This is a genomic window from Streptomyces sp. NPDC026062 (assembly GCF_055568375.1).
The window spans coordinates 112326-135879 of sequence record NZ_JBVHOQ010000020.1 but is presented as its reverse complement, the minus strand read 5'-3'; the positions used below and the strand labels follow the sequence as shown (position 1 = coordinate 135879).

Genomic DNA, 23554 nt, shown 5'->3' with positions numbered 1-23554 from the left:
CTCCACAGCCGTGAGTGCAGGCCTCCACCGACGCAGGAGGAAGTGCGTAGGGCGGAACTGGTCAGGGCAATGATCAGAACGAGACCTTAATCGCCAGTAACGGACTCGATCCTGTGCCATGGGGTCGAAGATCGCGTCCTCTGCCGACCATGGGCCGGCACACGGAGACGAGGGAGCGCTGCATGTTGTTCGAGGTATGGGCACCGGAAGCGGAATCGGCCGTCCTGCGGCTGTCGGGTGAGCCGCGGACCATGGAGCGTGATCCGGACCGGGCCGGCTGGTGGACCGCCGAGGCGGAGGCGGCGGACGGCGACCGCTACGGATTCGCCCTCGACGGCGGCCCGGTGCGCCCCGACCCCCGCTCGCGCCGCCAGCCGGACGGGCCGGACGGGGACTCCGCCGTCGTCGACCACGACGCGTACACCTGGCGCAGCACATGGTCGGGGCGTGGGCTGCCGGGTGCCGTCCTGTACGAGCTGCACATCGGTACGTACACCGACGAGGGCACCCTCGACGCGGCGGCGGCCCGGCTCGGGCATCTCGTCGGGCTGGGCATCACCCATGTGTCGCTGATGCCGGTCTGCCCGTTCCCCGGTGTCCACGGGTGGGGGTACGAGGGGGTGTCGCTGTGGGCCGTGCACGAACCCTACGGCGGCCCCGAGGGGCTGAAGCGCTTTGTCGACACGGCGCACGGGCTCGGGCTCGCGGTCGTTCTGGACGTGGTCCACAACCACCTGGGCCCCTCCGGCAACCATCTCCCCGCCTTCGGCCCGTACTTCACCGAGACGCACCACACGCCGTGGGGCGCGGCGGTCAATCTGGACGCGCCGGGCTCCGACGAGGTGCGGGCCTTCCTGCTGGGCAGCGCGCTCGCCTGGCTGCGGGACTACCGGCTGGACGGGCTGCGGCTCGACGCCGTACACGCGCTGGCCGACACCCGGGCGCTCACCTTCCTGGAGGAGCTGTCCACCGCCACCGACGCGCTCTCGGCCGGGCTCGGCCGCCCCCTCTCCCTCATCGCGGAGTCCGACCTCTGCGACCCGCGCACGACGGCCCCGCGCGAGTCCGGCGGCATCGGTCTGCACGCCCAGTGGAACGACGACTTCCACCACTGTCTGCACACCGCGCTGACCGGCGAGGCCCAGGGCTACTACGCGGACTTCGCGGCCGCCCCGCTGGCCGGGCTCGCCAAGACCATGACGAGCGCCTTCTTCCACGACGGTACGTACTCCAGCTTCCGCGGCCGTACGCACGGCCGCCCCGTCGATGTCACCCGCAGCGCCGCCCACCGTTTCGTCGGCTACGCCCAGACCCACGACCAGATCGGCAACCGGGCGCTCGGCGACCGGCTCGCCGCTTCCCTCTCCCCCGGACTGCTGGCCTGCGCGGCAGCGCTCGTGCTGACCGGCCCCTTCACCCCGATGCTGTTCATGGGCGAGGAGTGGGGCGCCCGTACGCCCTGGCAGTTCTTCACGGACCACCCCGATCCGGAGCTCGCCGAGGCCGTACGCACCGGCAGAAGAAGGGAGTTCGGCGCCCACGGCTGGGCCGAGGAGGAGATCCCCGACCCGCAGGACCCGGCGACCCGCGACCGTTCCTGTCTGGACTGGAGCGAGCCCGAGCGTGAACCGCATGCCCGTCTGCACGCCTGGTACCGCGAACTGATCGCCCTGCGCCATGCCATGCCCGACCTCTGCGACCCGGACCTGGCGACGGTGCGGACGGCGTACGACGACGAGGCGCGCTGGCTGGCGCTCCGCCGCGGCGATCTGCGGATCGCGGTCAACCTCGCTGAGAAGCCGGCCACGATCCCGCTGGGTGGCGGCCGGCACCGCGGCGGCGGAGGCCGGGTGCTGGCCGCCTGGCTGCCCGTCGACGCGCCCGGCACGGACGGGGTGCTGCATCTGCCGCCGGAGTCGTGCGTGGTGCTGGCCGACGACTGACCGGGGGCGGGGCGGGAGACTGGGCCGGGGGCGGGGCCTGCCCGGGCTGAGAGCGTGGAAGCGGGAGCGGGGCCGCTACTCGACGATCGCCAGTTCGCGCGCGGTGGCGTTGAGGCGCCGGCCGCCGTCCTCGGTCACCGTCACGATGTCCTCGATCCGCACGCCGAACCGGCCGGGCAGATAGATGCCGGGCTCCACGGAGAAGCACATGCCGGGCACGAGTGGCTGCTCCTCGCCCTCGATCATGTACGGAGGTTCATGGGTGGTGACGCCGATGCCGTGGCCGGTGCGGTGGATGAAGCGTTCCCCGTAGCCGAACTCGGTGATGACGGCGCGGGCCGCCCGGTCGATGTCCTGGCAGGCGGCACCGGGCCGCACCGCGGCGCAGCCCGCCGCCTGCGCCTCCCGAACGATGTCGTGGACCCGCTGTTCCTCGGGGGTGGGCTCGCCGACATGGACCGTGCGGGAGGTGTCGGAGCCGTAGCCGTGCTTGAGGCCTCCGAAGTCGAGCACGACCATGTCGCCCCGCTCGATGGTGCGGTCGCCGGCCTCATGGTGCGGGTTCGCGCCGTTCGGTCCGGAGCCGACCACGGTGAAGTCGACCTGGGAATGCCCGGATTCGGTGAGCAGCCGGGCCAGGTCGGCGGCCACGTCGGTCTCCTTGCGGCCGGAGAACCGGACCTTCAGGATCTCCTCGTACGTGAGGTCGGCGGCGGCCCCCGCAGCGGCGAGCCGGTCCAGCTCATGGGTGTCCTTGACGGCGCGCAGCATGGGCAGCGCCTCGCTGAGGGAGGCGTAGGACGTCCCGGGCAGCAGCCGCTGGAGGCCGAGCAGATGCATGGCCCAGGCGTTGTCGCTGATCCCGAAGCGGCCCTGGGCATCGAGCAACGGCGCGGTGACGGCGTAGGGGTCCTTGCCGTCGGTCCAGTCGCGCAGGGTCAGCGCGGGTGCGCCGACGGCCTTCTCCGCGTCGGGGGCCTCCAGTGTCGGTACGACGAGGACCGGGTCCCGGCCCGCGGCGAGGACGAGGACGGTGAGGCGCTCGGTGATCGCGGTGGGCCGATAGCCCGTCAGGTGGACCAGATCGGGTCCGGGCGCGACCAACACCCCCGCGAGCCCGGCGGCTGCGGCGCTCTCGGCGGCCCTGGTCATCCGGGCCCGGTAGTCGTCGGCGGTGAACGGCGCGGGCTGGTTCGGGCTGGACATGCGGACCTCCTGGCGGCGCGTGACGGCTCTCCGCATCCTGCCTGTCCCGGCGTCCGGCCGCGAGCGGTCAGACCAGCGCGCCGGTCACCGGCCGTACGACGAGATCGGCGCGGGCGCGGCCCGGGGCGACGAGCCGCGCGTTGACCTCGTCGGAACCGGCCACCCAGCGTTCCGCGTACGCCCGCGCCTTGCCGAAGCGCACATGCCGCTCGACGAGCCTGCGGACACGTACCGCGTCATCGAGCTCCAGGAACCACGCCTCGTCCAGCAGCCCGCGCACCTGCGCCCAGGGCCCGTCCTCGTACAGGAGGTAGTTGCCCTCGGTGACGACCAGCGGGACATCCGGCGGTACGGGTACGGAGCCCGCGACCGGCTCCTCCAGGGACCGGTCGAAGGCCGGGGCGTAGACGACGGTCCCCGGTTCGGGCGATCTCAGCCGGCGCAGGAGCGCCGCGTACCCGGCGGCGTCGAAGGTGTCGGGCGCGCCCTTGCGGTCAGCCCGGCCGAGCCGTTCGAGTTCGGCCCGGGCGAGGTGGAATCCGTCCATCGGGACGAGGACGGCGAGCGGTCCGAGGGTGTCGACGAGCCGCTCCGCCAGGGTGGACTTCCCGGCGCCGGGCGGGCCCGCGATGCCGAGGACGCGGCGGTCCCCGGCCAGGGCGAGGCGGCGGGCGCGGGCCGTCAGGGCGGGGAGGTCGCTGGTGTCCATGACGGATAGTGTCCCGCTTGCCGGGTTCTGTCGCGGGACAGCCCGCTTGCCGGGTTCTCCCGCGGAACAGCCCTCAGGGCCCGGCGCCCTCCCCTTCCCCTTCCGTCCAGCGAGGAATCCATGTCCCACATCGCTCTGGTCACCCTGGTCGTCCACGACTACGACGAGGCCCGCGACTTCTACACCGGTGCCCTCGGCTTCGAGCTGGTCGAGGACACCGACCGGGGGGACGGCTCCCGCTGGGTGGTGGTGCGGCCGCGCGGCACCGAGGGCTCGGGCCTCCTGCTGGCCCGCGCCAAGGACGGGGCGCAGGGGGCCTGCGTCGGTGCGCAGACCGGGGGCCGGGTCGGCTTCTTCCTGCACACGGAGGACTTCGCCGGCGACCACGCACGGATGCTGGCGGCCGGGGTCCGGTTCCTGGAGGAGCCCCGGCACGAGGTCTACGGATCGGTCGCGGTCTTCGAGGATCTGTACGGCAACCGCTGGGACCTGCTCCAGCCCGCATAGTCCGCACCTGTTCCGGCCCCGGCCGGGGCTCCGGGCCTGGCTGCGCCGCGATCGGGCTCGGGATCGGGATCGGGCTCGGGCTCGGGCTCGGGCGGCAGCGGAGCGGGCCGGGCGACCGGGCGAACAGCCCTGGCGCGTGCGCCCCGTCAGCGTGCCCCGTTGCCCTCCAGATACGCCAGGACCGCCAGGACCCGGCGGTGGACCGAGCCGTCGTCCGGTTCGAGGCCGAGCTTGGCGAAGATCGACCCGATGTGCTTGCTCACCGCCCGCTCCGTGACGACCAGTTCGGCGGCGATGGTGCCGTTCGCCTTGCCCTGGGCCATCAGTTCCAGGACCTCCCGCTCGCGCGGCGTAAGGCTGAGCAGCGGCTGCGCGGACGCCTTGCGGGTCAGCAACTGGCTCACCACCTCGGGGTCGAGCGCCGTGCCGCCCGACGCCACCCGGTCCAGGGCCTGGAGGAACTGGTCGACCCGGCCCACCCGGTCCTTGAGCAGGTAGCCGATCCCCTGCACGCCCTGGGCGAGCAGTTCGGCGGCATAGGTCTCCTCGACGTACTGGGAGAGGACCAGGATCGGCAGGTCGGGCATCTCCCGGCGGGCGGCGATCGCGGCGCGCAGCCCCTCGTCGCGGAACGTGGGCGGCAGCCGTACGTCGAGTACGGCGGCGTCCGGGCGGTGTTCCAGGAGCGCGGGCAGGACCTCGGGTCCGGCCGCGGCGTCCGCCACCACCTCGTGGCCCGAGCTGGTGAGCAGGAGGATCAGTCCCTCCCGCAGCAGGGCGTTGTCCTCGGCGATCACGATCCGCACGGCAGCTCCACTTCGATGTCCGTCGGCCCCCCGGCGGGGCTGCTGATGCGGGTGGTGCCGTCCAGGGCGGCGATCCGTCGTCTGATCCCGACCAGCCCGCTGCCGCCGCGTTCGTCCGCGCCGCCGTGTCCATCGTCGCCGATGGCCACGGTCAGGGCGGCATCGGCCCGGTCCATCCGTACGCGCGCGGCCGTCGCGCCGCTGTGCTTGCCGATGTTGGTGAGTGCCTCGGCGACCACGAAGTAGGCGGCGGCCTCGATGGCGGCGGGCAGCCGGCGCCCGTCCTCGACACCGTCGAGCTCCACCGTGACGGGCACCGCCGAGTCCGCCGCCAGCGCCCTCACCGCTCCCGCGAGTCCGCGGTCCGTCAGGATCGGCGGGTGGATACCGCGGACCACGTGCCGCAGCTCCGCGAGTGCCGCGTCGACGCCGTCCTGGGCCTCGTCGAGGCGCTGCCGCGCGGCCGCCGGGTCGCGGTCCATCATCTGCTTGGCCAGGCCGATGCGCATCGACAGGGCGACGATGCGGGCCTGCGCGCCGTCGTGCAGGTCCCGTTCGATGCGTCGGAGCTCGGCGCCGTGCGCCTCGACCGCACCAGCCCGGCTCTCCGTCAACTGAGCTACACGTTCAGCGAGTTCGGCCGAGTACGGGGCCGTCAGCAGGGACCGGGTCCAGCTCGCGGACAGCTCCGAGAGTACGGGGTGCCAGCGCAGGAGCAGGCCGAGGCGGACCGGCGGCGGTGTGCCGTACTCGTCGGCGCTCCGGCGGTCCAGCAGATGCGTGGCGCTCAGCACGATCCCGTCCACCAGCAGCCCCACCGGCCACAGCACCATCGCAAGGTAGCCGACGAGATTTCCGGCCAGCGCCTGGAACGGCAGCCACAGGGCCTCGCGCCGGACGAGGGGGTCGGTGAGCACATGCCTGACCCGCTCGGTGAGTTCCCCGCCGTCCAGCGGGAGGTACGGCGTGGGCCGGAAAGGGACACCGAGGTACGCCGCCGCCCTGCGCCGCTCGAACTCCGCGAACCGGTGCAGCGCCTTGGCCGCCTCGGGCAGCGCCGGCAGCCCGATGACGACGACCGCGAAAAGCAGCGCGGCCACCACCAGGAACGTGGCGAGGTACGCGAAGAGCGCGATCGGGATACCGATGAAGACGTAGCGCGAGGCGTGCCAGGAACGCCGGACGGCGACGGTCAGCGCGGCGGGGGCGGTGCTCATGCCGCACCACGTTACGGGGGCCGGTCCACAGCCGGAGTGGAGTGGTCACCCCGGGCGGTGGTGGTGCTGGCTGCACCCCTGGTCCGGGAGCGCGCACCCTCGCCCCGGCACGCCCTCACTCATAGCGTTTACGCAGGTCAGGAAGTACGGAAGAAGCGAGGGGACCACGGTGGGGACAACCACGGCAGTGCGCACGGCGGCGCTTGAGCTGGAGTCGGTGAGCCGGTGCCACGGGCGGCGCGGCAGCGGCCGGGAGGCGTACGCCCTCGATGCGGTGAGCTGCGTCGTCCCCGCGGGGAGCTTCACCGCGGTGGTCGGCCCTTCGGGGTCGGGCAAGAGCACGTTCCTCCAGTGCGCCGCCGGTCTGGACCGGCCGTCGTCGGGCACGGTACGGATCGCGGGGACCGATCTCGGCACGCTCTCCGAGGCCGCGCTGACCCGGCTGCGCCGGGACCGGATCGGCTTCGTCTTCCAGTCGCACGCGCTGAACCTGGTGGCGTCACTGAGCATCGTGGAGAACGTCGTGCTGCCCCTGGTCCTGGCCGGCGCCGATCCCGGGGACGAGCGGGTACTGGACCGCGGGCGGCGCCTGCTGGACCGGGTCGGACTGTCAGGACGTGGCGGCGGCGGACCGGCTTCCCTTTCGGGCGGTGAGCAGCAACGGGTGGCGGTGGCCAGGGCGTTGGTGACCGAACCCGAAGTGATCTTCGCGGACGAGCCGACGGCTTCCCTCGACCCGGAGTCGGCGGTGCTGGTGCTGGGCCTGCTGCGGGACGCGGTGCGGCTCGACGGCCGCACGGTCGTAATGGTCACCCATGACCCGGTGGCGGCGGGCTGGGCGGACACGGTCATGACGATGGACGGCGGCCGGCTGCGATGACGCTCACCGGATCAAGGAGAAAGCCGGTGAGCGCGACCGCGCGGGCCGGGAGCCGACGGGCCTCGGCGTTTCTGGCCCGCCGCTCGCTGACGTCCCACCGCCGTTCCTGGGCCGCGGTGTTCGCGGCGGTGGCGGCCTCGGCCGCGCTGCTCGGCGCCTTCGCCCTGGTGCTCGGCTCGCTGCTGCTCGCACGGCCGCCGGTGGACCGGTACGCCGGGGCCGACGCGGTGGTGGTGGCCGATCAGCGGGTCACGTACACGGCGAAGCCGTGGGGCAGCGAGCCCCGGACGGTCACCGCGTATCTGCCGGAGCGGGTACGGCTGGACCGTGCCGTGGTGGCACGGGTGGCGGCGGCGGACGGTGTGGCACGGGCCGTCGTGGACGACTCGGTTCCGGTGACGGTCGGCGACGGGGCACCGGCGGCCGGCCGCTCCTGGCCGTCCGCCGTGCTCACCGCGTACGAGCTGACGTCGGGACGCGCGCCGAGGTCCGCGTCCGAGGTGGTCGTGGACGAGGCGCTGGCGGACCCGGGCGGGCGCGTCACGCTGCAAGTGGGCAGCGCGGCCCGTCAGTACACCGTCAGCGGGATCGCCGCCACCGCCCACCGGGGCGGGGCTCCCGCCGTGTTCTTCACCGAGGAACGGCTCACCGGGCTGGCCGGGCATCCCGGCACGGTCGACGCGGTCGGTGTCGTGGCCGTGCGTGGTGTGTCCGCCGAAGCGCTGCGGACGTCGCTGGGCGCGGCCGTGGCGGGACACGACGGAGGTGAGCGCGGGCCGCGCGTACTGACGGGTGCGGGGCGCGGCGAGGCGGAGCAGGTCGACGCGCTCGGCGGGCGCGGCGATCTCTTGGGGATGCTGGCGTCGATCGCCGCGACGGTGGTCATGGTGGCGCTGCTGGTGATCGCGACCACCGTCTCCCAGGCGGTGCACCAGCGTTCCGGCGAGTCGGCGCTGCTGCGGGCGGTCGGGGCGACCCCCCGGCAGCTCAGGTCCGCCATCGGCCGTGAGGCGGGCCGGGTCGCGCTCGCCGCCGCGGTGCTCGGCGCGGCCGGGTCCGTGCCGCTCGGGCTGCTGATGCGGTCGCTGCTGACGACGGACCCGCTGCCGTTGCCCGTCCCGGTGTGGCTGCCGGTCGCGGCGGGGGCCTCGGGCGCGCTGCTGGTGGCCCTGGCAGCCCGGCCGGTGGCGTGGGCGGCGGCGCGCGGGGTGACCCGGATGCGGCCTGCGGCCGCCCTGAGTGCGGCGCGGGCGCCGGAGCCGGGCGAGCCGGGTCGGGTGCGCACGGGTGCCGGTGTGCTGCTGGCGGTCGCGGGGCTCGGCTCGGCCGGTACGGCGGCCGCCCAGAGCGGCCAGGCCGCGGCGCTCGCCGCCTCGGGTGCGGCGACGTCGCTGATCATCGCAGTGGCGCTCCTCGGTCCGTGGATCGCCCGGATCTCGATGCGGGTGCTCGGCGGACCGGCCCGGCGTGCGGGCGGGGTCTCCGGATTCCTGGCCGCCCGGTCGGCCGCCGCGCACCACCGCCGGCTGGGGGCCGCGCTCACCCCGGTCGTACTGGTCGTGGCGTTCGTGTGCGTACAGCTGACGGCCGGCACGACCCTGGAGCGGGCCGCCGGCCGGCAGGCGACGGACGCGCTGCGGGCGGACCTCGTGGTGACGGGCCCCTCGGCGGGCATCCCGGCGGGCGCCGCGGAGGCCGTGCGCGAGGCGCCGGGGGTGGCCGCCGCGACGGGTCTGCTGCGGTCGGCCGTCGTCCTGGCCCACCGCGAGGCCGGCGATCCGGCTCTGGACCGCTTCCCGGTGCTGGGCGTCACGGCGGCCCAGCTGCCGGGCACGCTCGACGCCCGGATCACGGCGGGCGACCCGGCCGCTCTCAGGGGCCGGGGCACGGTCGCCGTCGGCAAGGACCGGGCCGATGATCTGGGCGTCGGGATCGGGGACAGGGTGGAACTGCGCCTGGGGGACGGGGCGCGGGTACGGCTCAAGGTGGTGGCGCTCTACGAACGGTCCCTGGGTCTCGGTGAGTTCATGCTGCCCCGCGAGGCGCTGGCCGCTCATGTGTCGGCTCCACGCGATCAGCGCATCCTGGTGCGCTCGGCGGACGGGAACGGGGACGGGGACGGGGACGCGGCTTCGGCCGTACGGCGTGCGCTGGCACCGTACAAGGGGCTGACTGTCCGTCCGGCGACTGCGGACGACGTGCGGATCAGCCCGTCGTCCTCGGACCGGGACGATGCCCTGATCGTCATCGGGGTGGGCGTGATCGGCGGATTCGCGCTTCTCGCCGTCGTCAGCACACTGGCCCTGGTCTCGGTCGGCCGCCGCCCGGAGTTCCGCCTGCTGCGGCTGGTCGGCACGGGGCGCGGGCAGCTGCTGCGGATGCGGGTGCTGGAGACGGGTCTGGTGACGGTGGCCGGTCTGGGCATCGGAACGCTGGTCGCGGCGATCCCGCTGGTGGCGTTCGCGCTCCCGGCTACGGGCGGTCTGCCGTACCTGCCGCCGGCGCAGTACGGGGCGCTGGCACTGGCCGTGGCGGTGACCGCGGCCGTGGGCACGCTGTTCCCGGGGACGCGGGGCGGCGGGCGGGGCTCCGGGGCGGGCTGACGCCCGGGGTGCGCGGCACCGGAGGGCGGGCGCGGCTTCCGGGCCTTCCCGGCCAGGCGGCGGGCGCGGCACCGCCCCTCGGCCCGGGCCCGCGGCGCCGGAGGGCGGGCGCGGATACTTCCCGGGCTGACGCCCCCGCCGGTTCCGGAAACCGGGGCGGGTACCGGGCCTCAGCCCGCCCGGAGGACGTCGTCGCCCGCCCGGAGGACGTCGTCGCCCGTCCCGAGGACGTCGTCGCCCGCCGCCCCCGCCAGTGCCTCCAGCACCGGGGCGATCAGCGGATGCGCCTCCGCGCCCCGGCGTACGGCCGCGAAGACCCGGCGGGTGGGCGCGCTGCCGTGTACCTGCCGGACCACCACACCGGTCAGCGCCATCCCGCGCAGCGCGGATCTCGGCACGAGCGCCACCCCCGCTCCCGCGCCCGCGAGCGCGACCACCGCGTGGAAGTCGTCCGAGGAGTGTTCGAGGTTCGGCGCGAAGCCGGCGTACTCGCAGGCCAGGACGACCACGTCGTGGCAGGGGTTGCCCGGGTAGGGCCCGATCCACGCGTCCTTCGCCAGATCGGCGACGGCCACCTGCTCCTGGCCGGCCAGCCGGTGTCCCACCGGGAGCACCGCGTCGAACGGCTCCGAGTACAGGGCCACCCGGGTCAGCCGCCGGTCGTCCTCCCCCGGTGCGCCCCGGTACTCGACCGCGACGGCCACATCGACCTGCCGGTCGAGGACCATGGGGACGCTCGCGTCGCCCTCGGCATCCTGGACGCGGACCTTGATGCCGGGTGCGGTGAGGTTGAGCGCGGCGATGGCGGGGGCGAGGACCAGGCCGATGCCGGTGGCGAAGGCTGCGACCGTGACCGTACCGGCTTCGCCGGAACCGTACGCGGCGAGCTCGGCCTCGGCCCGTTCCAGCTGGGCCAGCACGGCGTTGGTGTGGGTCAGCAGGATGTCGCCCGCCGGGGTGAGCCGGGCGCCCCGGGCGCCGCGCTCGACCAGCCGGTGGCCGGTCTCCTGCTCCAGCGCGGCAAGCTGCTGGGAGACGGCGGAGGGGGTCAGGTAGAGCGCGGCGGCCGCGGCGGTCACCGTGCGGTGGTCCGCCACCGCCCGCAGGATGCGCAGCCGTCGTGCATCGATCATGTGACCTATTGTCCCAGGTCGCGGGGGCGTCCGGGACGCCCCCGCGGCCTGACGGACCTACTCCCCCAGCGCTGCCCGTGCGTCGACGAAGGCGTCCACGGCACGGTTCACGTCCGCCGTGGAGTGCGCGGCGGAGAGCTGGACGCGGATCCGGGCCGCGCCCTGCGGGACGACCGGGTACGAGAACCCGATCACGTACACACCGCGCTCCAGGAGCAGTTCCGCCATCCTGCCTGCCTTCGCCGCGTCCCCGATCATGACGGGGGCGATGGCGTGGTCGCCGGGCAGGACGTCGAAGCCTTCCTCGGTCATCCGGGTGCGGAAGAGCGCGGTGTTGGCGTTGAGCTGCTCGCGCAGGTCTCCGGCGGACTCCAGGAGGTCGATGACCTTCAGGGAGGCCGCCGCGATGACCGGGGCGAGCGAATTGGAGAAGAGGTACGGGCGCGAGCGCTGGCGCAGCAGGGCGACGATCTCGGCGCGGGCCGCCACGTAACCGCCGGAGGCGCCGCCGAGCGCCTTGCCGAGCGTGCCGGTGATGATGTCGACGCGGTCCATCACGTCGTGCAGCTCGGGCGTGCCCCGGCCGCCGGGGCCGACGAAGCCGACGGCGTGCGAGTCGTCGACCATGACCATGGCGTCGTGGCGCTCGGCGAGGTCGCAGATCTCGCGCAGCGGTGCGACGTAGCCGTCCATGGAGAAGACGCCGTCGGTGACGATCAGGCGGCGCCGGGCCCCGGACGCCTCCTTGAGCTGCTTCTCCAGGTCGGCCATGTCGCGGTTGGCGTAGCGGAAGCGCTTGGCCTTGCACAGACGGATGCCGTCGATGATCGAGGCGTGGTTGAGGGCGTCGGAGATGACCGCGTCCTCCGGGCCGAGGACCGTCTCGAAGACTCCGCCGTTGGCGTCGAAGCAGGAGGAGTAGAGGATCGTGTCCTCCTGGCCGAGGAAGGAGGAGAGCCGCTGCTCCAGCTCCTTGTGGACCTCCTGGGTGCCGCAGATGAAGCGGACGGACGCCATGCCGTAGCCCCAGCGGTCCAGCGCCTCGTGCGCGGCGGAGATCACGTCGGGGTGGTCGGCCAGGCCCAGGTAGTTGTTGGCGCAGAAGTTCAGCACCTCACCGGGACGGCCACCGGCGGTGACGGCCACGGTCGCCGACTGCGGGGTGCCGATGACGCGCTCGGGCTTGTGCAGCCCGGCGGCCTCGATCTCTTCGAGGGTGGTGCGCATGTCGTCGCGTACGGAGTCGAACATGAAAGGTGTCTCCTGGTGTGTACGGGCCGGGACGAGGTCGGTACGTGGTCGGTACGAGGTCGGTCAGACGGTCCAGTCAAGGATGACCTTGCCGCCGCGTCCGCTCGCCGCGTCGTCGAAGGCCGCCTCGAAGTCGCGGTAGCCGTACCGGCCGGTGATCACGGGGGCGAGGTCGAGGCCGCCCTCCAGCAGGACGGACATGGCGTACCAGGTCTCGTACATCTCCCGGCCGTAGATGCCCTTGATCGTGATCATGGAGGTGACGATCCGGGACCAGTCGACGGAGAACTCCTCGGACGGCAGTCCGAGCATCGCGATTCGGCCGCCGTGCGTCATGTTCGCGATCATGTCGCGCATCGCCTCGGGGCGTCCGGACATCTCCAGGCCGATGTCGAAGCCCTCGCGCAGGCCGAGCTCGCGCTGACCGTCGGCGATGCCGTGCTCGCCGACGTTGAGGGCGAGGCTGACGCCGACCTTGCGGGCGAGCTCCAGGCGGGCCTCGCTGACGTCGGTGATCATGACCTTGCGGGCACCGGCGTGCTGGGCGACGGCGGCGGCCATGATGCCGATCGGGCCCGCTCCGGTGATCAGGACGTCCTCGCCGACCAGCGGGAACGAAAGCGCGGTGTGCACGGCATTGCCGAACGGGTCGAAGATCGCGGCGATGTCCAGGTCGACGGGGACCCGGTGCACCCACACGTTGGACGCGGGCAGCGCGACGTACTCGGCGAAGGCCCCGTCGCGTCCGACGCCGAGTCCCAGCGTGGAGCGGCAGAGGTGACGGCGGCCGGCCAGACAGTTGCGGCACTTGCCGCACACCAGGTGGCCCTCGCCGCTGACCAGGTCACCGACGGCGATGTCGACGACGTCGGAGCCGATCGCGGCGACCTCGCCGACGAACTCGTGGCCGAGGACCAGCGGGGTCCTGATCGACTGCTGGGCCCAGCCGTCGTAGTTGCGGATGTGGAGATCGGTGCCGCAGATGCCGGTACGGAGCACCTTGATCAGCACGTCCGAGGGACCGGTCTCCGGCTCGGGCACGTCCATCAGCCAGAGTCCCGGCTCGGCCTTCTGCTTCACGAGTGCCTTCACGGCTGCGGCTCCCTGTGCCTGGTGCGGCGTTGAGGTCCCCGGGCCGGGGGCATGCCGGAGGAAGCCTGCGGCCCGGGGAAGTATGAGAGGGACTGCGTGGCAGCGCGTTCGGCCTGCTGCCGCGCACCATCCTCCGCCGTCACGGAGAAATCTGCCGCACCCCGCGCCCCAGGTCCATCGAGGATTTCTTAAGCGCGCCCGCAGCTTGGCTTCACACCGTGCCGTACGGGCGCGGCTGGGCCTCCCCCGTTCGGCGGCGGCCCTGCGAGGGCCCGGCCGCCGCCCGTTACCCTGACCGGATGACCCAGCACCCCGCGGCGGACGAGCGGAGGCCCGCCAACCGGGGACCGAAGGCCGCCGCCGGCAACCGGGCAGCCCTGATATCCGCCGCCCGGGAGATCTACGCGGCGCACGGCCTGGACACCCCCCTGTCCGGGATCGCGCGCAGGGCCGGGGTCGGACAGGCCGTGCTGTACCGGCACTTCCCCGACCGGGACGCCATCGCGGCCGCGGTTCTGGAGGAGAACGTGGGCGAGATCGAGCAGGCGGCCGGCGAGGAGGCGACCCTCGCCGGGGTCCTGGGCGTCCTGACCTGGCACCTGACACAGTCGGCGGCTTTCATCAGCCTCCTGCACGCCGACGAGGCAAGCGGGCAGCCGCGCACCCGCACGTTCGCCCAGGACCTGCACGACCGGGTCGAACGTGCCCTGCTCGGGTGCCTGCCGAAGGGCCACCGGCTGGGTGCGCCGGGCAGCCTGATGCTCGCCGTCTCGATGGTCTCCGGAGCCGTCACGGGTGCGACCCGCGCAAGGCGTGAGGACCGGGCGCTGGCGGCCTGGCAACTGCTCGGCGTCACGGTGGGCCCGGTGCGGCCCTTCGAAGGTCACGGCCTCCACTGAGGGATGTGCGGTCAGCCGCCGTTGGACTGCCGGATGCCCCTGGCGAGCGCTTCGAAGGTGTACAGGTAGCCGCCGGCCGGTCCGCTGACGGTCATGTACGCCTTGGTCCCGCCGGGTGTGATCGCCACATTGGTCGCCGACGACAGCCCTTCGGTGCGGGCCGGGACCTCCACGGTCGCAAGGCGTTCGCCGTACTTGCTGTACACGGCCATCGCGGCCCGGCCGTGCAGCGCCTGGTACAGGTTGCCGTCCGCGTCCACGGCGATCGAGTCGGTCTGCGCGACCCCGGCGTCGACGCGGACGGCCGTGTGCCGGCCCGCCATGCCGGGTCGCTGCTCGACGGGGAGATAGGAGATCCGGTTCTCCATCAGCTCGCTGATCCACAGGCCCCGGTAGTCCACGTCGAAGGAGATGCCGTTCGTCGCGGCGAGCCCGTCGGCCAGAACAGCGGTCTCGCCGCCGTCCCGGCCGATGCGCACCACGCGTCCGCGCGCCTCGCCCTCGGACATGCCGAGGGCGTCGCTGACGTACAGATCGCCGTCCGGGCCGAAGGCGATGTCGTCGGGCTGCATCCGCGCGCCGTCGACCTCGCCGGTGAAGAAGGTGCGGCGGTCACCGCCGTCCGGGGCCAGCGAGACGATCTCTCCGTGTGAGATGTCGGACAGGTAGAGCCGTCCGTCGTACGGGCTGATCTGGGCGGAGGTGTAGGCACCCCGGCTGTCGGTGAAGAGCTTGCGCACCGTCTTGTTCCGGACATCGACGCGCAGCACCTTCGGCTTCCCGGCGGGCGCGGTGACATCGACGACGTTCAGCTTGCCGTCCGCGCCGAAGACCGGGCCCTCCAGCAGAGTCATCCCGGTCTCCTCGTGCGCCGTGGTCAACCGCATGAACGCACGCGCGGTGACAGTCCGGCCCGAACCGGCGGGGTCCGCCGTCTCACCCGGGGTGTACCTCTCGGTGCCGCACCCCGCCAGGGCCAGCGCGCCGAGCGTGGCGAGCAGGGCCAGCGGGCGGTTCCGGAGTCGTCGCATGGGGGTTCCTCTTCCTGTCCGAAGATCGACGTGCCTCGGCACTCCAACCGGACAAGTCTGTCCGGTTGTTGCTACGGTGCACAAGGCCGCCCTGTTCCAAGGCAGTTACGCCGAAGAGCGGAAGGCCCTGCCCCAACGGAAAGCTGTACGACCGACGATGAGGATCGAGGCCCCCCACATGACACCGCCTCAGACACCGAGCCCCGGCGAACTCTCCGCGTTGCGCCGGCGGTACCACCGCGAGCGTGAACGGCGCGTGCGGCCGGACGGCCCCGGCCAGTACCGGGGTACCGAAGCCGAGTTCGGCTACTACGCCGCCGACCCGTACGCGGAGGTGCGGGCCGAACGCGAGCCGCTGCGCGACACCGTCGATGTCGCCGTCGTCGGGGGCGGGTTCGGCGGCATCCTCGCCGGGGCACGGCTGCGGCAGCGCGGCGTGGAGCACGTCCGTGTCATCGACACGGGCAGTGACTTCGGCGGCACCTGGTACTGGAACAGATACCCCGGCGTCCACTGCGACATCGAGTCCCACGTCTACCTGCCGATGCTCGACGAGACCGGGTACGTACCGCAGTGGAAGTACTCCCCGGGAGAGGAGATCCGGCGTCACGCGGTACGGATCGCGCAGAAGTACGACCTCTACGCGGACGCCCTGTTCTCGACCACCGTCACGGCGCTCGGCTGGGAGGAGAGTTCCCGCACCTGGGTGGTGACGACCGACCGCGGCGACGCGTTCCGGGCGACGTACGTCGTCACCGCCACCGGCACCCTGTCCGATCCGAAGCTGCCGGGGATACCCGGCATCGAGGACTTCACGGGGCACACCTTCCACACCTCCCGGTGGGACTACTCCTACACCGGCGGGTCCCCGGAAGGCGGCCTGACCGGGCTCGCCGGCAAGCGCGTGGGGATCGTCGGCACCGGCGCCACCGGCGTACAGGTCATTCCGATGCTGGCCGAGGACGCCGGGCACGTCTATGTCTTCCAGCGCACCCCCTCCACGGTCGACGTGCGCGCCAACCGCCGTACCACGGCCGCCGATGTCGGCGCGGACCGCGAGGGGTGGGCGGACGCCCGGCGCGAGAACTTCCTGCGCATCGTCTCGGGCGAGGCGTGCGGCGAGGACCTTGTGGCGGACGGCTGGACCTCATCGGCGGGCCTGCTGGAGAAGCTGCTGCCGAGTTTCCACCGCCCGGGCGACCGGGAGGCGTTCGAAGCCGCGTACGAGGCCGCCGACGCCGCCAAGATGAACGAGGTACGGAACCGCGTCGAGCGGACGGTCACGGACCCGGCGACGGCCGACGCGCTCAAGCCCTGGTACCGGTACGCCTGCAAGCGGCCCACCTTCTCCGACCTGTACTACCCGGCGTTCAACCGGGACAACGTCACCCTGGTCGACACCGCGGACACCCACGGCATCGAGCGCGTCACCGAGGACGGCGTCGTGGTGGGCGGCACGGCGTACGCACTCGACTGCCTGATCTTCGCCACCGGGTTCTCCGTCGGAACCTCCGGTGTCATGTCGGGCAAGCTCCCCGTGCACGGCAGGGGAGGCACCCAGCTGCTGCACGCCTGGGCGCGGCACGGCGTCCGCTCACTCCACGGCTTCACCTGCAACGGCTTCCCGAACCTGATCCAGATGGGTTCGCTACAGAACGCGAGCAGCGTCAACTACACGCACATCCTCGACGAGCAGGCCGTGCACGCCGCCGCTCTGGTCGCGGCGGCCGAGGCCGGGGGCGCACTCGTCGAACCCTCACGGGAGGCCGAGGACGCCTGGCTCGCCACCATGGCGCAGGGTGCACCGGATCACGAGTGGTTCCACGCCGAGTGCACTCCCGGCTACTACAACCGCGAGGGCCGTGGCCGCCCCAATGGCCCGAACGCCTTTCCGCACGGCGCCACCGCCTTCCATGAACTGCTGCGCCGCTGGCGGGAGGAGTCCCTGGACGAGGTACTCACCCAGTAGGGCGTTGCCTCACCCGTTCCGGAGGAACTCCCTCACATGCCGGGCCAGTTCCTCCGGCCGGTCCTCCGGGATCAGGGTGTAGCTGTCGGCGATCCCCACCAGCTCGCCCCGGGGCAGCATGCCGGCCAGCCGGTGCCCGTGCTCGGGCGGCATCACCCGGTCCTCCGGGGCCCAGACGACGAGCGCGGGCCGGTCGAAGGCGCGCAGGGCCTCCGCCCAGCGCAGGAGCTCGGCCTTCGGCGGTACGCCCAGCACATACTTCCGCAGGTCACGGCGGATCTCGGCCGAGGTCCACAGCGGCCGGAACCAGGCGTCCATCACCGCATCCGGCACCGGCCGCTTGCTCATCCGTCCCCAGGTCATCGGCAGCCGCCGCATCGGCTTGAACTTCAGTAGCGCGAAAGCCGCGTTCAGGCCGCCGGGCATCCTGGCGGAGGCGTACAGGTTCTTGCCGGGCAGGCCGGGCGGAAAGTTGTCGAAGGCCTCGCAGGAAGTGATGACCAGCCTGCCGATCCGCTGGTCCCGGCCGTCCGCGACCAGGGCCAGGGCGCCGCCCCAGTCGTTCATGACCAGAGTGACGTCGGTGAGGCCGAGCGCTTCGATGAATTCCGCGACCAGCCGGGCGACGCCGAGGACCGACAGGTCGGCGTCGCGCCGCATGGGCCGCCGGTGGCCGCCGAGCGGAAGCGTCGGCACGATGCACCGGTGCCCCTCCCGCAGGTCCGCGACGACGTTCCGCCACAGCGAGCCGTCCATCGCCACACCGTGGAGCAGCACCACGACAGGACCTTTCCCGCCGGTGTCCTCGTACTCCACGACTCCTGCGGAGAGCTCCAACTCGGCCATGAGGTCCCCCTGTCAGGCATCAGTCACATGCTCGCCCCTCACCGTACCCAGCGGCGGGCGGGAAGCCGCGGCCGGCGCCGACGGGCACGGACAGGGGGAAGCGGGCCCGCCTCCCCCCTGTCCGTGCCCGTCGTGCTGGTGGCGTCAGCGGCGGGCACACCTGCCGTCGTGCCGGTCAGGTGTCCGACCTGGTGGGCGATCTGCCGGCCGGACCGTTCGAGCCGTGCGGGAGCGGTCCCGGTGCGGACCTCGGGGTGTCGGCCACGGTCGGTTCGATGTCGGGCAGATCGAGCATGGCGGCGGAGCGGTCGGCGGTCAGCGCCGCCACATCGGCGGGCAGCCAGCCGGTGGATCCGTTCGGCGCGTCCTCGGCGAACCGGGCGTCGAGATCGGCCGCGGCCGGGCGCGCCCCGGGCTCCTTCGCGAGCAAGTCGTCCAGCAGAAAACGGAGTTCGAGATCCTCCACATCGTCCAGGTCGGGTGCGTCATGGACGGTCCGGTGGAGCAGCGCGTCGACGGCCCCGCGGCCGAACGGCGGGCGCCCGGTGGCGGCGTACGCCAGGAGGCAGCCGAGGGAGAAGACGTCGCTCGCCGGACCGGCCGCACAGCTTCCCCCGGTGGCCTGCTCCGGCGAGAGGAAGCCGGGGGTGCCGACCACGAGGTCGGTAGCGGCGAGCGCCGCGGCCCCGGCGGTCCGCGCGACGCCGAAGTCGATCAGGCGTGGCCCGTCGGCCGTGAGCAGGACGTTGCCCGGTTTGACATCGCGGTGCACAAGTCCGGCCGCGTGTACGGCGGTCAGGGCGCGGGAGAGCAGCCGGCCGAGCACCCGGACGCTGTGCACGGGCAGCGGTCCGCACCGGGCGACAGCCTCGGACAGTGCGGGCCCGGGCACGAACGCGGTGGCCAGCCAGGGATGTTCGCCTTCCGTGTCCGCGTCGGTGACCGGCACGACCCAGGGACTGTCCACCCGCCGGGCGGCTTCGGCCTCGCGCCGGAAGCGGGAGCGGAAACTGTCGTCGGTGGCGTACTCGGGCAGGATCACCTTGATCGCGGCAAGGGCCCCTGCGTCCGTACGGCCGAGGTAGACGATCCCCATGCCGCCCGTGCCGAGCCGCCCGAGCAGCCGGTGCCCGCCGATCCGGGCGGGGTCGGAGGGGCGCAGCACTTCCATCACGCTCTCCGCCCATCCGGACGGCGGCGGTCCGGCACTCTCCCCCGCCTCGCCCCTCCCGGACTTCCGCCATCGGCGGGGGCCGGCGGCACCAGCGGGGCGCGCACCGGAATTTCGCATCCGCATACCGCTCGTGGGCACGTCATGCCCGGTCACCTCGCCTCCCTGAAGACCGCCCCGATCCTATGATCACGACCGTCCTGGGACAAATGACCGCAGAACTGTTGCACCATCAATGCGCCCCAACTGTCCGCCACTTGCCCCTTCGTTTGACATGAACAGGTCTTGACCACTGGTGGCGCACCTCTCTAATGTGGGCGGGCATCAGACGTCTGCTGTCCGTTTTCAGAAAATGGAGTCGTTCCATGCCCGGAAGACGAACCCTGCTCCTCGCGGCGCTGTCGCTGCCGCTGGCATCTCTCCTGACGGCGGCCCCCACCACGGCGGTTCAGGCCGTCACGCCGGCCTCGCAGTCCTTCTACGTCGACTGCGGCGCCACCGCCGCGGGCGACGGAACCCAGGCCACCCCCTGGAACTCACTGACTCCGGTGAACGCCCACACGTTCCGGGCGGGCGACTCGATCCTTCTCAGGCGCGGCTCCACGTGCACCGGCCAGACACTGTTCCCCAAGGGGTCGGGGGCGTCCGGAGCGCCGGTCGCCGTCGACACGTACGGCACCGGCGCCAAGCCGGTACTGGCCGGCGCCGGACAGGTCACCGACGTGGTCCGGCTCGCGGACCAGCAGTACTGGGAGATCCGCAACCTGGACATCTCCAACACGGGGGCGGCCTCGGCGACCCGGCGCGGCGTCCACATCACCAGGACCGACTCGGGCACCGGCACCTACTACCGGCTCACCGGTCTCGACGTCCACGACGTCAACGGGAACCAGACCAAGAAGGACGACGACGCCAGCGCCGGGATCTTCTTCGAGGTGCTGGGGAACACCACACCCACGAAGTTCGACGACGTCGTCATCGCGGACAACACGGTGCGGACCGTGGACCGTTACGGCATCCACTTCTGGACCCGGTGGATGCGGCGCCCCGAGCTCAACAACGCCAACTGCGGTGCGACCTGCGGGGCATGGACGCCCCAGACGCGTGTCGTCATTCGCGGGAACACGGTCACCGACATCGGCGGGGACGCGATCGTCCCTCATCACACCGAGGGCGCGCTCGTCGAGTACAACAAGGTGGACGGCTTCCGTGAGCGCGAGCCCGCGCACTGCGCGGCCGGTCTCTGGGGGTGGAACACCCAGGACGCGCTGTACCAGTTCAACGAGGTGAGCGGCGGCAGGAGCACCTGCGACGGACAGGGGCTGGACCTCGACGAGGCCAATATCCGCACCGTCTACCAGTACAACTACAGCCACGACAACGAGGGTGGCTTCATCCTCCTGTGCAACGGCTCCGGGTCGACGACCGCCGACAACATCGTCCGGTACAACATCAGCCAGAACGACGGCGGCCAGCTCTTCGACATGGTCTGCGCCAGGACGACCAACACGCAGATCTACAACAACACCTTCTACCTGGCCGAGCCGGTCGAGATCATCAGCAACTCGAACGGTTCGACAGCGGCGAACGCCACGTTCACCAACAACGTCTTCCACGTGGCCACGGCCGAGGCGAGCTACGTGAACGCCGCGGGGCTCGGTTACGACGCGAACGTCTTCTACGGGACCCACCCGGCCGGCGAACCGGCCGATGCCCACAAGGTGACGGCCGACCCGAAGCTGACGGCCCCCGGCACGGCCACCTCACGCACGGACGCGGGCGGCTACCGGCTGCGGGCGGGCTCCTCCGCCCTCGCCAATGGCGCGGTCGTGGGGAACGCGGGCGTACGTGACTACTTCGGCGGCCCGGTCGCGGCGGGCTGCGTACCCGACCGAGGCGCCCACCAGTCGTCCACCACCTGCACCGTGCCGACGGGGCCGTCGGCCGGAATCAACCGGATCTCCGCCGGAGCCCAGGCGATCGACGTACCGGCACACTCCACGGCCCAGGGCACGCAGCTGGTCGGCTGGCTCTGGAACGGCGGCGACAACCAGAAGTGGGATGTGACGTCCAACACCGACGGGACGTACACCCTGAAGAACGTGGAGAGCGGCCTGTGCGCCGAGGTCTACAAGAACGCGAAGACGGCAGGGGCGGCTATCGACCAGTGGGCGTGCAGCGGTGACGCGAACCAGCGCTGGACCGCCACTCCCACCACCGGCGGCTACACCCTGACGAGCAGGTCCAGCGGGCTGCTGCTCACCGCAGGCGGCACCGCCGACGGAGCGCCGCTCACCCAGCAGGCGGCCTCCCCCACCGCGGTCCAGACCTGGACCTTCACCAAGCTGTCCTGATCCGACGACGGCGGACGTGGCAGGGCCGGGCGCCAAAGGCGGCACCGGGCCCTGTTCGCGCGGCTGTCACCGCGCCCCGTCCCGCGGCCAGGGCCGCCCGTCGAGGCGTTCGATGTCGCGGTTGAGGCGGGCCAGGCAGTCCGCGAGCTGCGCGGCCTCCTCGGGGGTCCACTCGGCCAGTACACGCTGCAGGCCGTCCCGGTTCTCGGCCCGGTCCTTGTCGAGCCGGTGCTCGCCCTCGGCCGTGATCGCGAACTTCCGGGCGATGCCGCCGTCGGGGTCGGCGATACGCTCGACGACGCCGACCCGGAGCATCGCGGCGGTCTGCCGGTTCAGTGTGGAGGTGTCCAGCCCGAAGGCGTCCCGGAGCTGGCCGATGGACATCGGGCCCTCGGCCCGGATGCGACTGAGAAGGATGTAGGCGCTCCGGTCCAGCCGCCCGCCACCTCGCGAGGTCAGCAGGCTCATGTGCCGACCAAGCAGCATCGTCTCGAACTCGATCCGGTCCACAGGCATGTCCACGCGAGGCTTCCTTCGACTGCCGGGCTCGCCTCCCCGCAGGGCCGGCGACCTCTTTTGTACATATATACCACAGCTGTGCATGATGCACGTGATATGCATTTGGCACTCCACATGCATCATGCACACTACGTCTGCGGCCCTCGGCAAGACTTCCGGAACGTCTGCGAACCGGGCCGGGCCGGCAGCTCGCGCCCGGTGACGCCCGGGTCCGAGATGGCCGAAAAGGTTTGAGCGGCGCCTCACCACCCGAAAAGGTTGTCCTGTCCCACCCGGAGGCAGGACAACCCGCTTCGCTTCGTACCGCTTGCCGCTCCGGCCGTAGACTCGCCGGATGGCGAAGTATTTCGACGTACATCCCGAAAATCCCCAGCGACGCACCATCACCGGCGTGGCCGAAAGTATCCGCTCCGGGTCACTCGTCGCCTATCCGACGGACTCCTGTTACGCACTCGGGTGCCAGCTCGGCAGCCGTGAGGGCATTTCCCGCATCCGTGCGATCCGCAACCTCGACGACCGCCATCACTTCACGCTCATGTGCCAGAACTTCGCCCAGCTCGGGCAGTTCGTGCAGATCGACAACGACGTGTTCCGCGCCATCAAGGCCGCGACCCCCGGTCAGTACACCTTCATCCTTCCGGCGACGAAGGAGGTGCCGCGTCAGCTGCTGCACCCGAAGAAGAAGACCGTCGGCGTCCGCATCCCCGACCACGCCGTCGTCCAGGCCCTGCTTGCCGAACTCGGCGAACCGCTGCTCTCCAGCACTCTGCTCCTGCCCGACGAGGAGGAGCCGATGACCCAGGGCTGGGAGATCAAGGAACGTCTCGACCACGAGGTGGACATCGTCGTCGACTCCGGCGACTGCGGCACGGAGCCCACCACCGTCATCGACTTCTCCGACGGTGAGCCGGAGATCGTACGACGCGGAGCCGGCGACCCCTCCCGCTTCGAGTAGGCCGCGCACGCGGGCCGGGTCCGGTCCCGGCTCTCCGGTCCGGCCGCCCCGGAATGACCGCACCGCGTACGGAGTGAGCCGGACGGCCTGACGCGCTCCTCGGTCCGTTGCCGTGACCGAAGGCGACGCGGGAGCCGGGTGCCGTGACCGAAGGCGACGCGGGAGCCGGGTGCCGTGACCGAAGGCGACGCGGGAGCCGGGTGGGCGCCTTCGGGGAGAAGACCGCCCCCAGGCGCAGTCCCGCACTTCCCGGCGGACAGCCCCCAGGAGCCGCGAAATGGCCCGGCCGACAGGACGGCCGAGCCATTCGCCGGTGTCCCACCCCGCAGAACCTGCCGGGTGGGACACCGAATTCCGCAGATCCGGCGAGGACTTGCCCCACCCGGCGCGGTGCGGTCAGTCGGTGGCGGCCGCGACTGAGGTTCATCGGATTCACGCCGGTCACGGTGGCTCCTCACAGAGG

Annotated in this window: 18 protein-coding genes and 1 pseudogene; 8 read left to right on the top strand and 11 right to left on the bottom strand. The window is 72.3% G+C overall.

The window, feature by feature from the left end:
- Positions 1 to 182: 182 nt before the first annotated feature.
- On the top strand, positions 183 to 1943 hold the full coding sequence (gene treZ, locus ACZ4LX_RS20040) for a malto-oligosyltrehalose trehalohydrolase (protein ID WP_467646501.1): 1761 nt from the start codon (positions 183 to 185) through the stop codon (positions 1941 to 1943).
- Between the two features lie 75 nt (positions 1944 to 2018).
- Here treZ and ACZ4LX_RS20035 read toward each other — a convergent pair whose 3' ends face one another.
- Together ACZ4LX_RS20035 and ACZ4LX_RS20030 are read right to left on the bottom strand one after the other, a co-directional pair.
- Positions 2019 to 3149 (bottom strand): M24 family metallopeptidase, encoded by a 1131-nt coding sequence (locus tag ACZ4LX_RS20035; protein WP_467646498.1) that lies wholly within the window; start codon positions 3147 to 3149, stop codon positions 2019 to 2021.
- A gap of 67 nt (positions 3150 to 3216) precedes the next feature.
- On the bottom strand, positions 3217 to 3858 hold the full coding sequence (locus ACZ4LX_RS20030) for a nucleoside/nucleotide kinase family protein (RefSeq protein WP_467646495.1): 642 nt from the start codon (positions 3856 to 3858) through the stop codon (positions 3217 to 3219).
- Between the two features lie 120 nt (positions 3859 to 3978).
- On the opposite strand from ACZ4LX_RS20030, the gene ACZ4LX_RS20025 reads away from it, so the two are divergent.
- Complete coding sequence (locus ACZ4LX_RS20025; RefSeq protein ID WP_467646492.1) at positions 3979 to 4365, top strand: VOC family protein; 387 nt, start codon at positions 3979 to 3981, stop codon at positions 4363 to 4365.
- A gap of 146 nt (positions 4366 to 4511) precedes the next feature.
- Here ACZ4LX_RS20025 and ACZ4LX_RS20020 read toward each other — a convergent pair whose 3' ends face one another.
- On the bottom strand, positions 4512 to 5171 hold the full coding sequence (locus ACZ4LX_RS20020) for a LuxR C-terminal-related transcriptional regulator (RefSeq protein ID WP_467646486.1): 660 nt from the start codon (positions 5169 to 5171) through the stop codon (positions 4512 to 4514).
- Positions 5159 to 6388, bottom strand: coding sequence for a sensor histidine kinase (locus ACZ4LX_RS20015; RefSeq protein WP_467646482.1), 1230 nt, complete (start codon positions 6386 to 6388; stop codon positions 5159 to 5161). The genes ACZ4LX_RS20020 and ACZ4LX_RS20015 overlap by 13 nt, the downstream gene beginning before the upstream one ends.
- A gap of 169 nt (positions 6389 to 6557) precedes the next feature.
- On the opposite strand from ACZ4LX_RS20015, the gene ACZ4LX_RS20010 reads away from it, so the two are divergent.
- Positions 6558 to 7268 carry an ABC transporter ATP-binding protein gene (locus ACZ4LX_RS20010; protein WP_467646479.1) on the top strand — a complete coding sequence of 237 codons (711 nt, stop codon included), beginning with the start codon at positions 6558 to 6560 and terminating at the stop codon, positions 7266 to 7268.
- On the top strand, positions 7265 to 9871 hold the full coding sequence (locus ACZ4LX_RS20005; protein ID WP_467646476.1) for an FtsX-like permease family protein: 2607 nt from the start codon (positions 7265 to 7267) through the stop codon (positions 9869 to 9871). The genes ACZ4LX_RS20010 and ACZ4LX_RS20005 overlap by 4 nt, the downstream gene beginning before the upstream one ends.
- A gap of 170 nt (positions 9872 to 10041) precedes the next feature.
- On the opposite strand, the gene ACZ4LX_RS20000 is transcribed toward ACZ4LX_RS20005, so the two are convergent.
- From ACZ4LX_RS20000 to tdh, 3 genes are all read right to left on the bottom strand, one after another.
- Positions 10042 to 11004: a LysR family transcriptional regulator gene (locus ACZ4LX_RS20000; protein ID WP_467646472.1), complete on the bottom strand. Its 963-nt coding sequence runs from the start codon at positions 11002 to 11004 to the stop codon at positions 10042 to 10044.
- Between the two features lie 57 nt (positions 11005 to 11061).
- Positions 11062 to 12255, bottom strand: a complete 1194-nt coding sequence (locus tag ACZ4LX_RS19995) for a glycine C-acetyltransferase (protein WP_467646466.1) — start codon at positions 12253 to 12255, stop codon at positions 11062 to 11064.
- A gap of 63 nt (positions 12256 to 12318) precedes the next feature.
- Entirely contained in the window at positions 12319 to 13347 is a 1029-nt protein-coding gene (gene tdh / locus ACZ4LX_RS19990) for an L-threonine 3-dehydrogenase (protein ID WP_467646463.1), read from the bottom strand.
- A gap of 299 nt (positions 13348 to 13646) precedes the next feature.
- Between tdh and ACZ4LX_RS19985 the strand changes: the two genes are divergently transcribed.
- Positions 13647 to 14246 carry a TetR/AcrR family transcriptional regulator gene (locus tag ACZ4LX_RS19985; RefSeq protein ID WP_467646461.1) on the top strand — a complete coding sequence of 200 codons (600 nt, stop codon included), beginning with the start codon at positions 13647 to 13649 and terminating at the stop codon, positions 14244 to 14246.
- Positions 14247 to 14257: 11 nt separating this feature from the next.
- Here ACZ4LX_RS19985 and ACZ4LX_RS19980 read toward each other — a convergent pair whose 3' ends face one another.
- Positions 14258 to 15277: an SMP-30/gluconolactonase/LRE family protein gene (locus ACZ4LX_RS19980; RefSeq protein ID WP_467646458.1), complete on the bottom strand. Its 1020-nt coding sequence runs from the start codon at positions 15275 to 15277 to the stop codon at positions 14258 to 14260.
- Between the two features lie 178 nt (positions 15278 to 15455).
- On the opposite strand from ACZ4LX_RS19980, the gene ACZ4LX_RS19975 reads away from it, so the two are divergent.
- On the top strand, positions 15456 to 17246 hold the full coding sequence (locus tag ACZ4LX_RS19975; protein WP_467646455.1) for a flavin-containing monooxygenase: 1791 nt from the start codon (positions 15456 to 15458) through the stop codon (positions 17244 to 17246).
- A gap of 9 nt (positions 17247 to 17255) precedes the next feature.
- Here the strand turns inward: ACZ4LX_RS19975 and ACZ4LX_RS19970 are convergent, their stop codons facing one another.
- The gene (locus ACZ4LX_RS19970; protein WP_467646451.1) at positions 17256 to 18092 is read right to left on the bottom strand and encodes an alpha/beta fold hydrolase; all 837 of its coding nucleotides are present in this window, start codon (positions 18090 to 18092) and stop codon (positions 17256 to 17258) included.
- Between the two features lie 232 nt (positions 18093 to 18324).
- Positions 18325 to 19263: pseudogene (locus ACZ4LX_RS19965) on the bottom strand (serine/threonine-protein kinase); the annotation flags it as partial.
- A gap of 365 nt (positions 19264 to 19628) precedes the next feature.
- Between ACZ4LX_RS19965 and ACZ4LX_RS19960 the strand changes: the two are divergent.
- On the top strand, positions 19629 to 21617 hold the full coding sequence (locus ACZ4LX_RS19960) for an RICIN domain-containing protein (protein WP_467646449.1): 1989 nt from the start codon (positions 19629 to 19631) through the stop codon (positions 21615 to 21617).
- A 66-nt stretch (positions 21618 to 21683) separates the two neighbouring features.
- On the opposite strand, the gene ACZ4LX_RS19955 is transcribed toward ACZ4LX_RS19960, so the two are convergent.
- Positions 21684 to 22139, bottom strand: coding sequence for a MarR family winged helix-turn-helix transcriptional regulator (locus ACZ4LX_RS19955; protein ID WP_467646446.1), 456 nt, complete (start codon positions 22137 to 22139; stop codon positions 21684 to 21686).
- Between the two features lie 331 nt (positions 22140 to 22470).
- Here ACZ4LX_RS19955 and ACZ4LX_RS19950 point away from each other — a divergent pair, with 331 nt between their 5' ends.
- Positions 22471 to 23091, top strand: a complete 621-nt coding sequence (locus ACZ4LX_RS19950) for an L-threonylcarbamoyladenylate synthase (protein WP_467646443.1) — start codon at positions 22471 to 22473, stop codon at positions 23089 to 23091.
- Positions 23092 to 23554 lie beyond the last annotated feature (463 nt).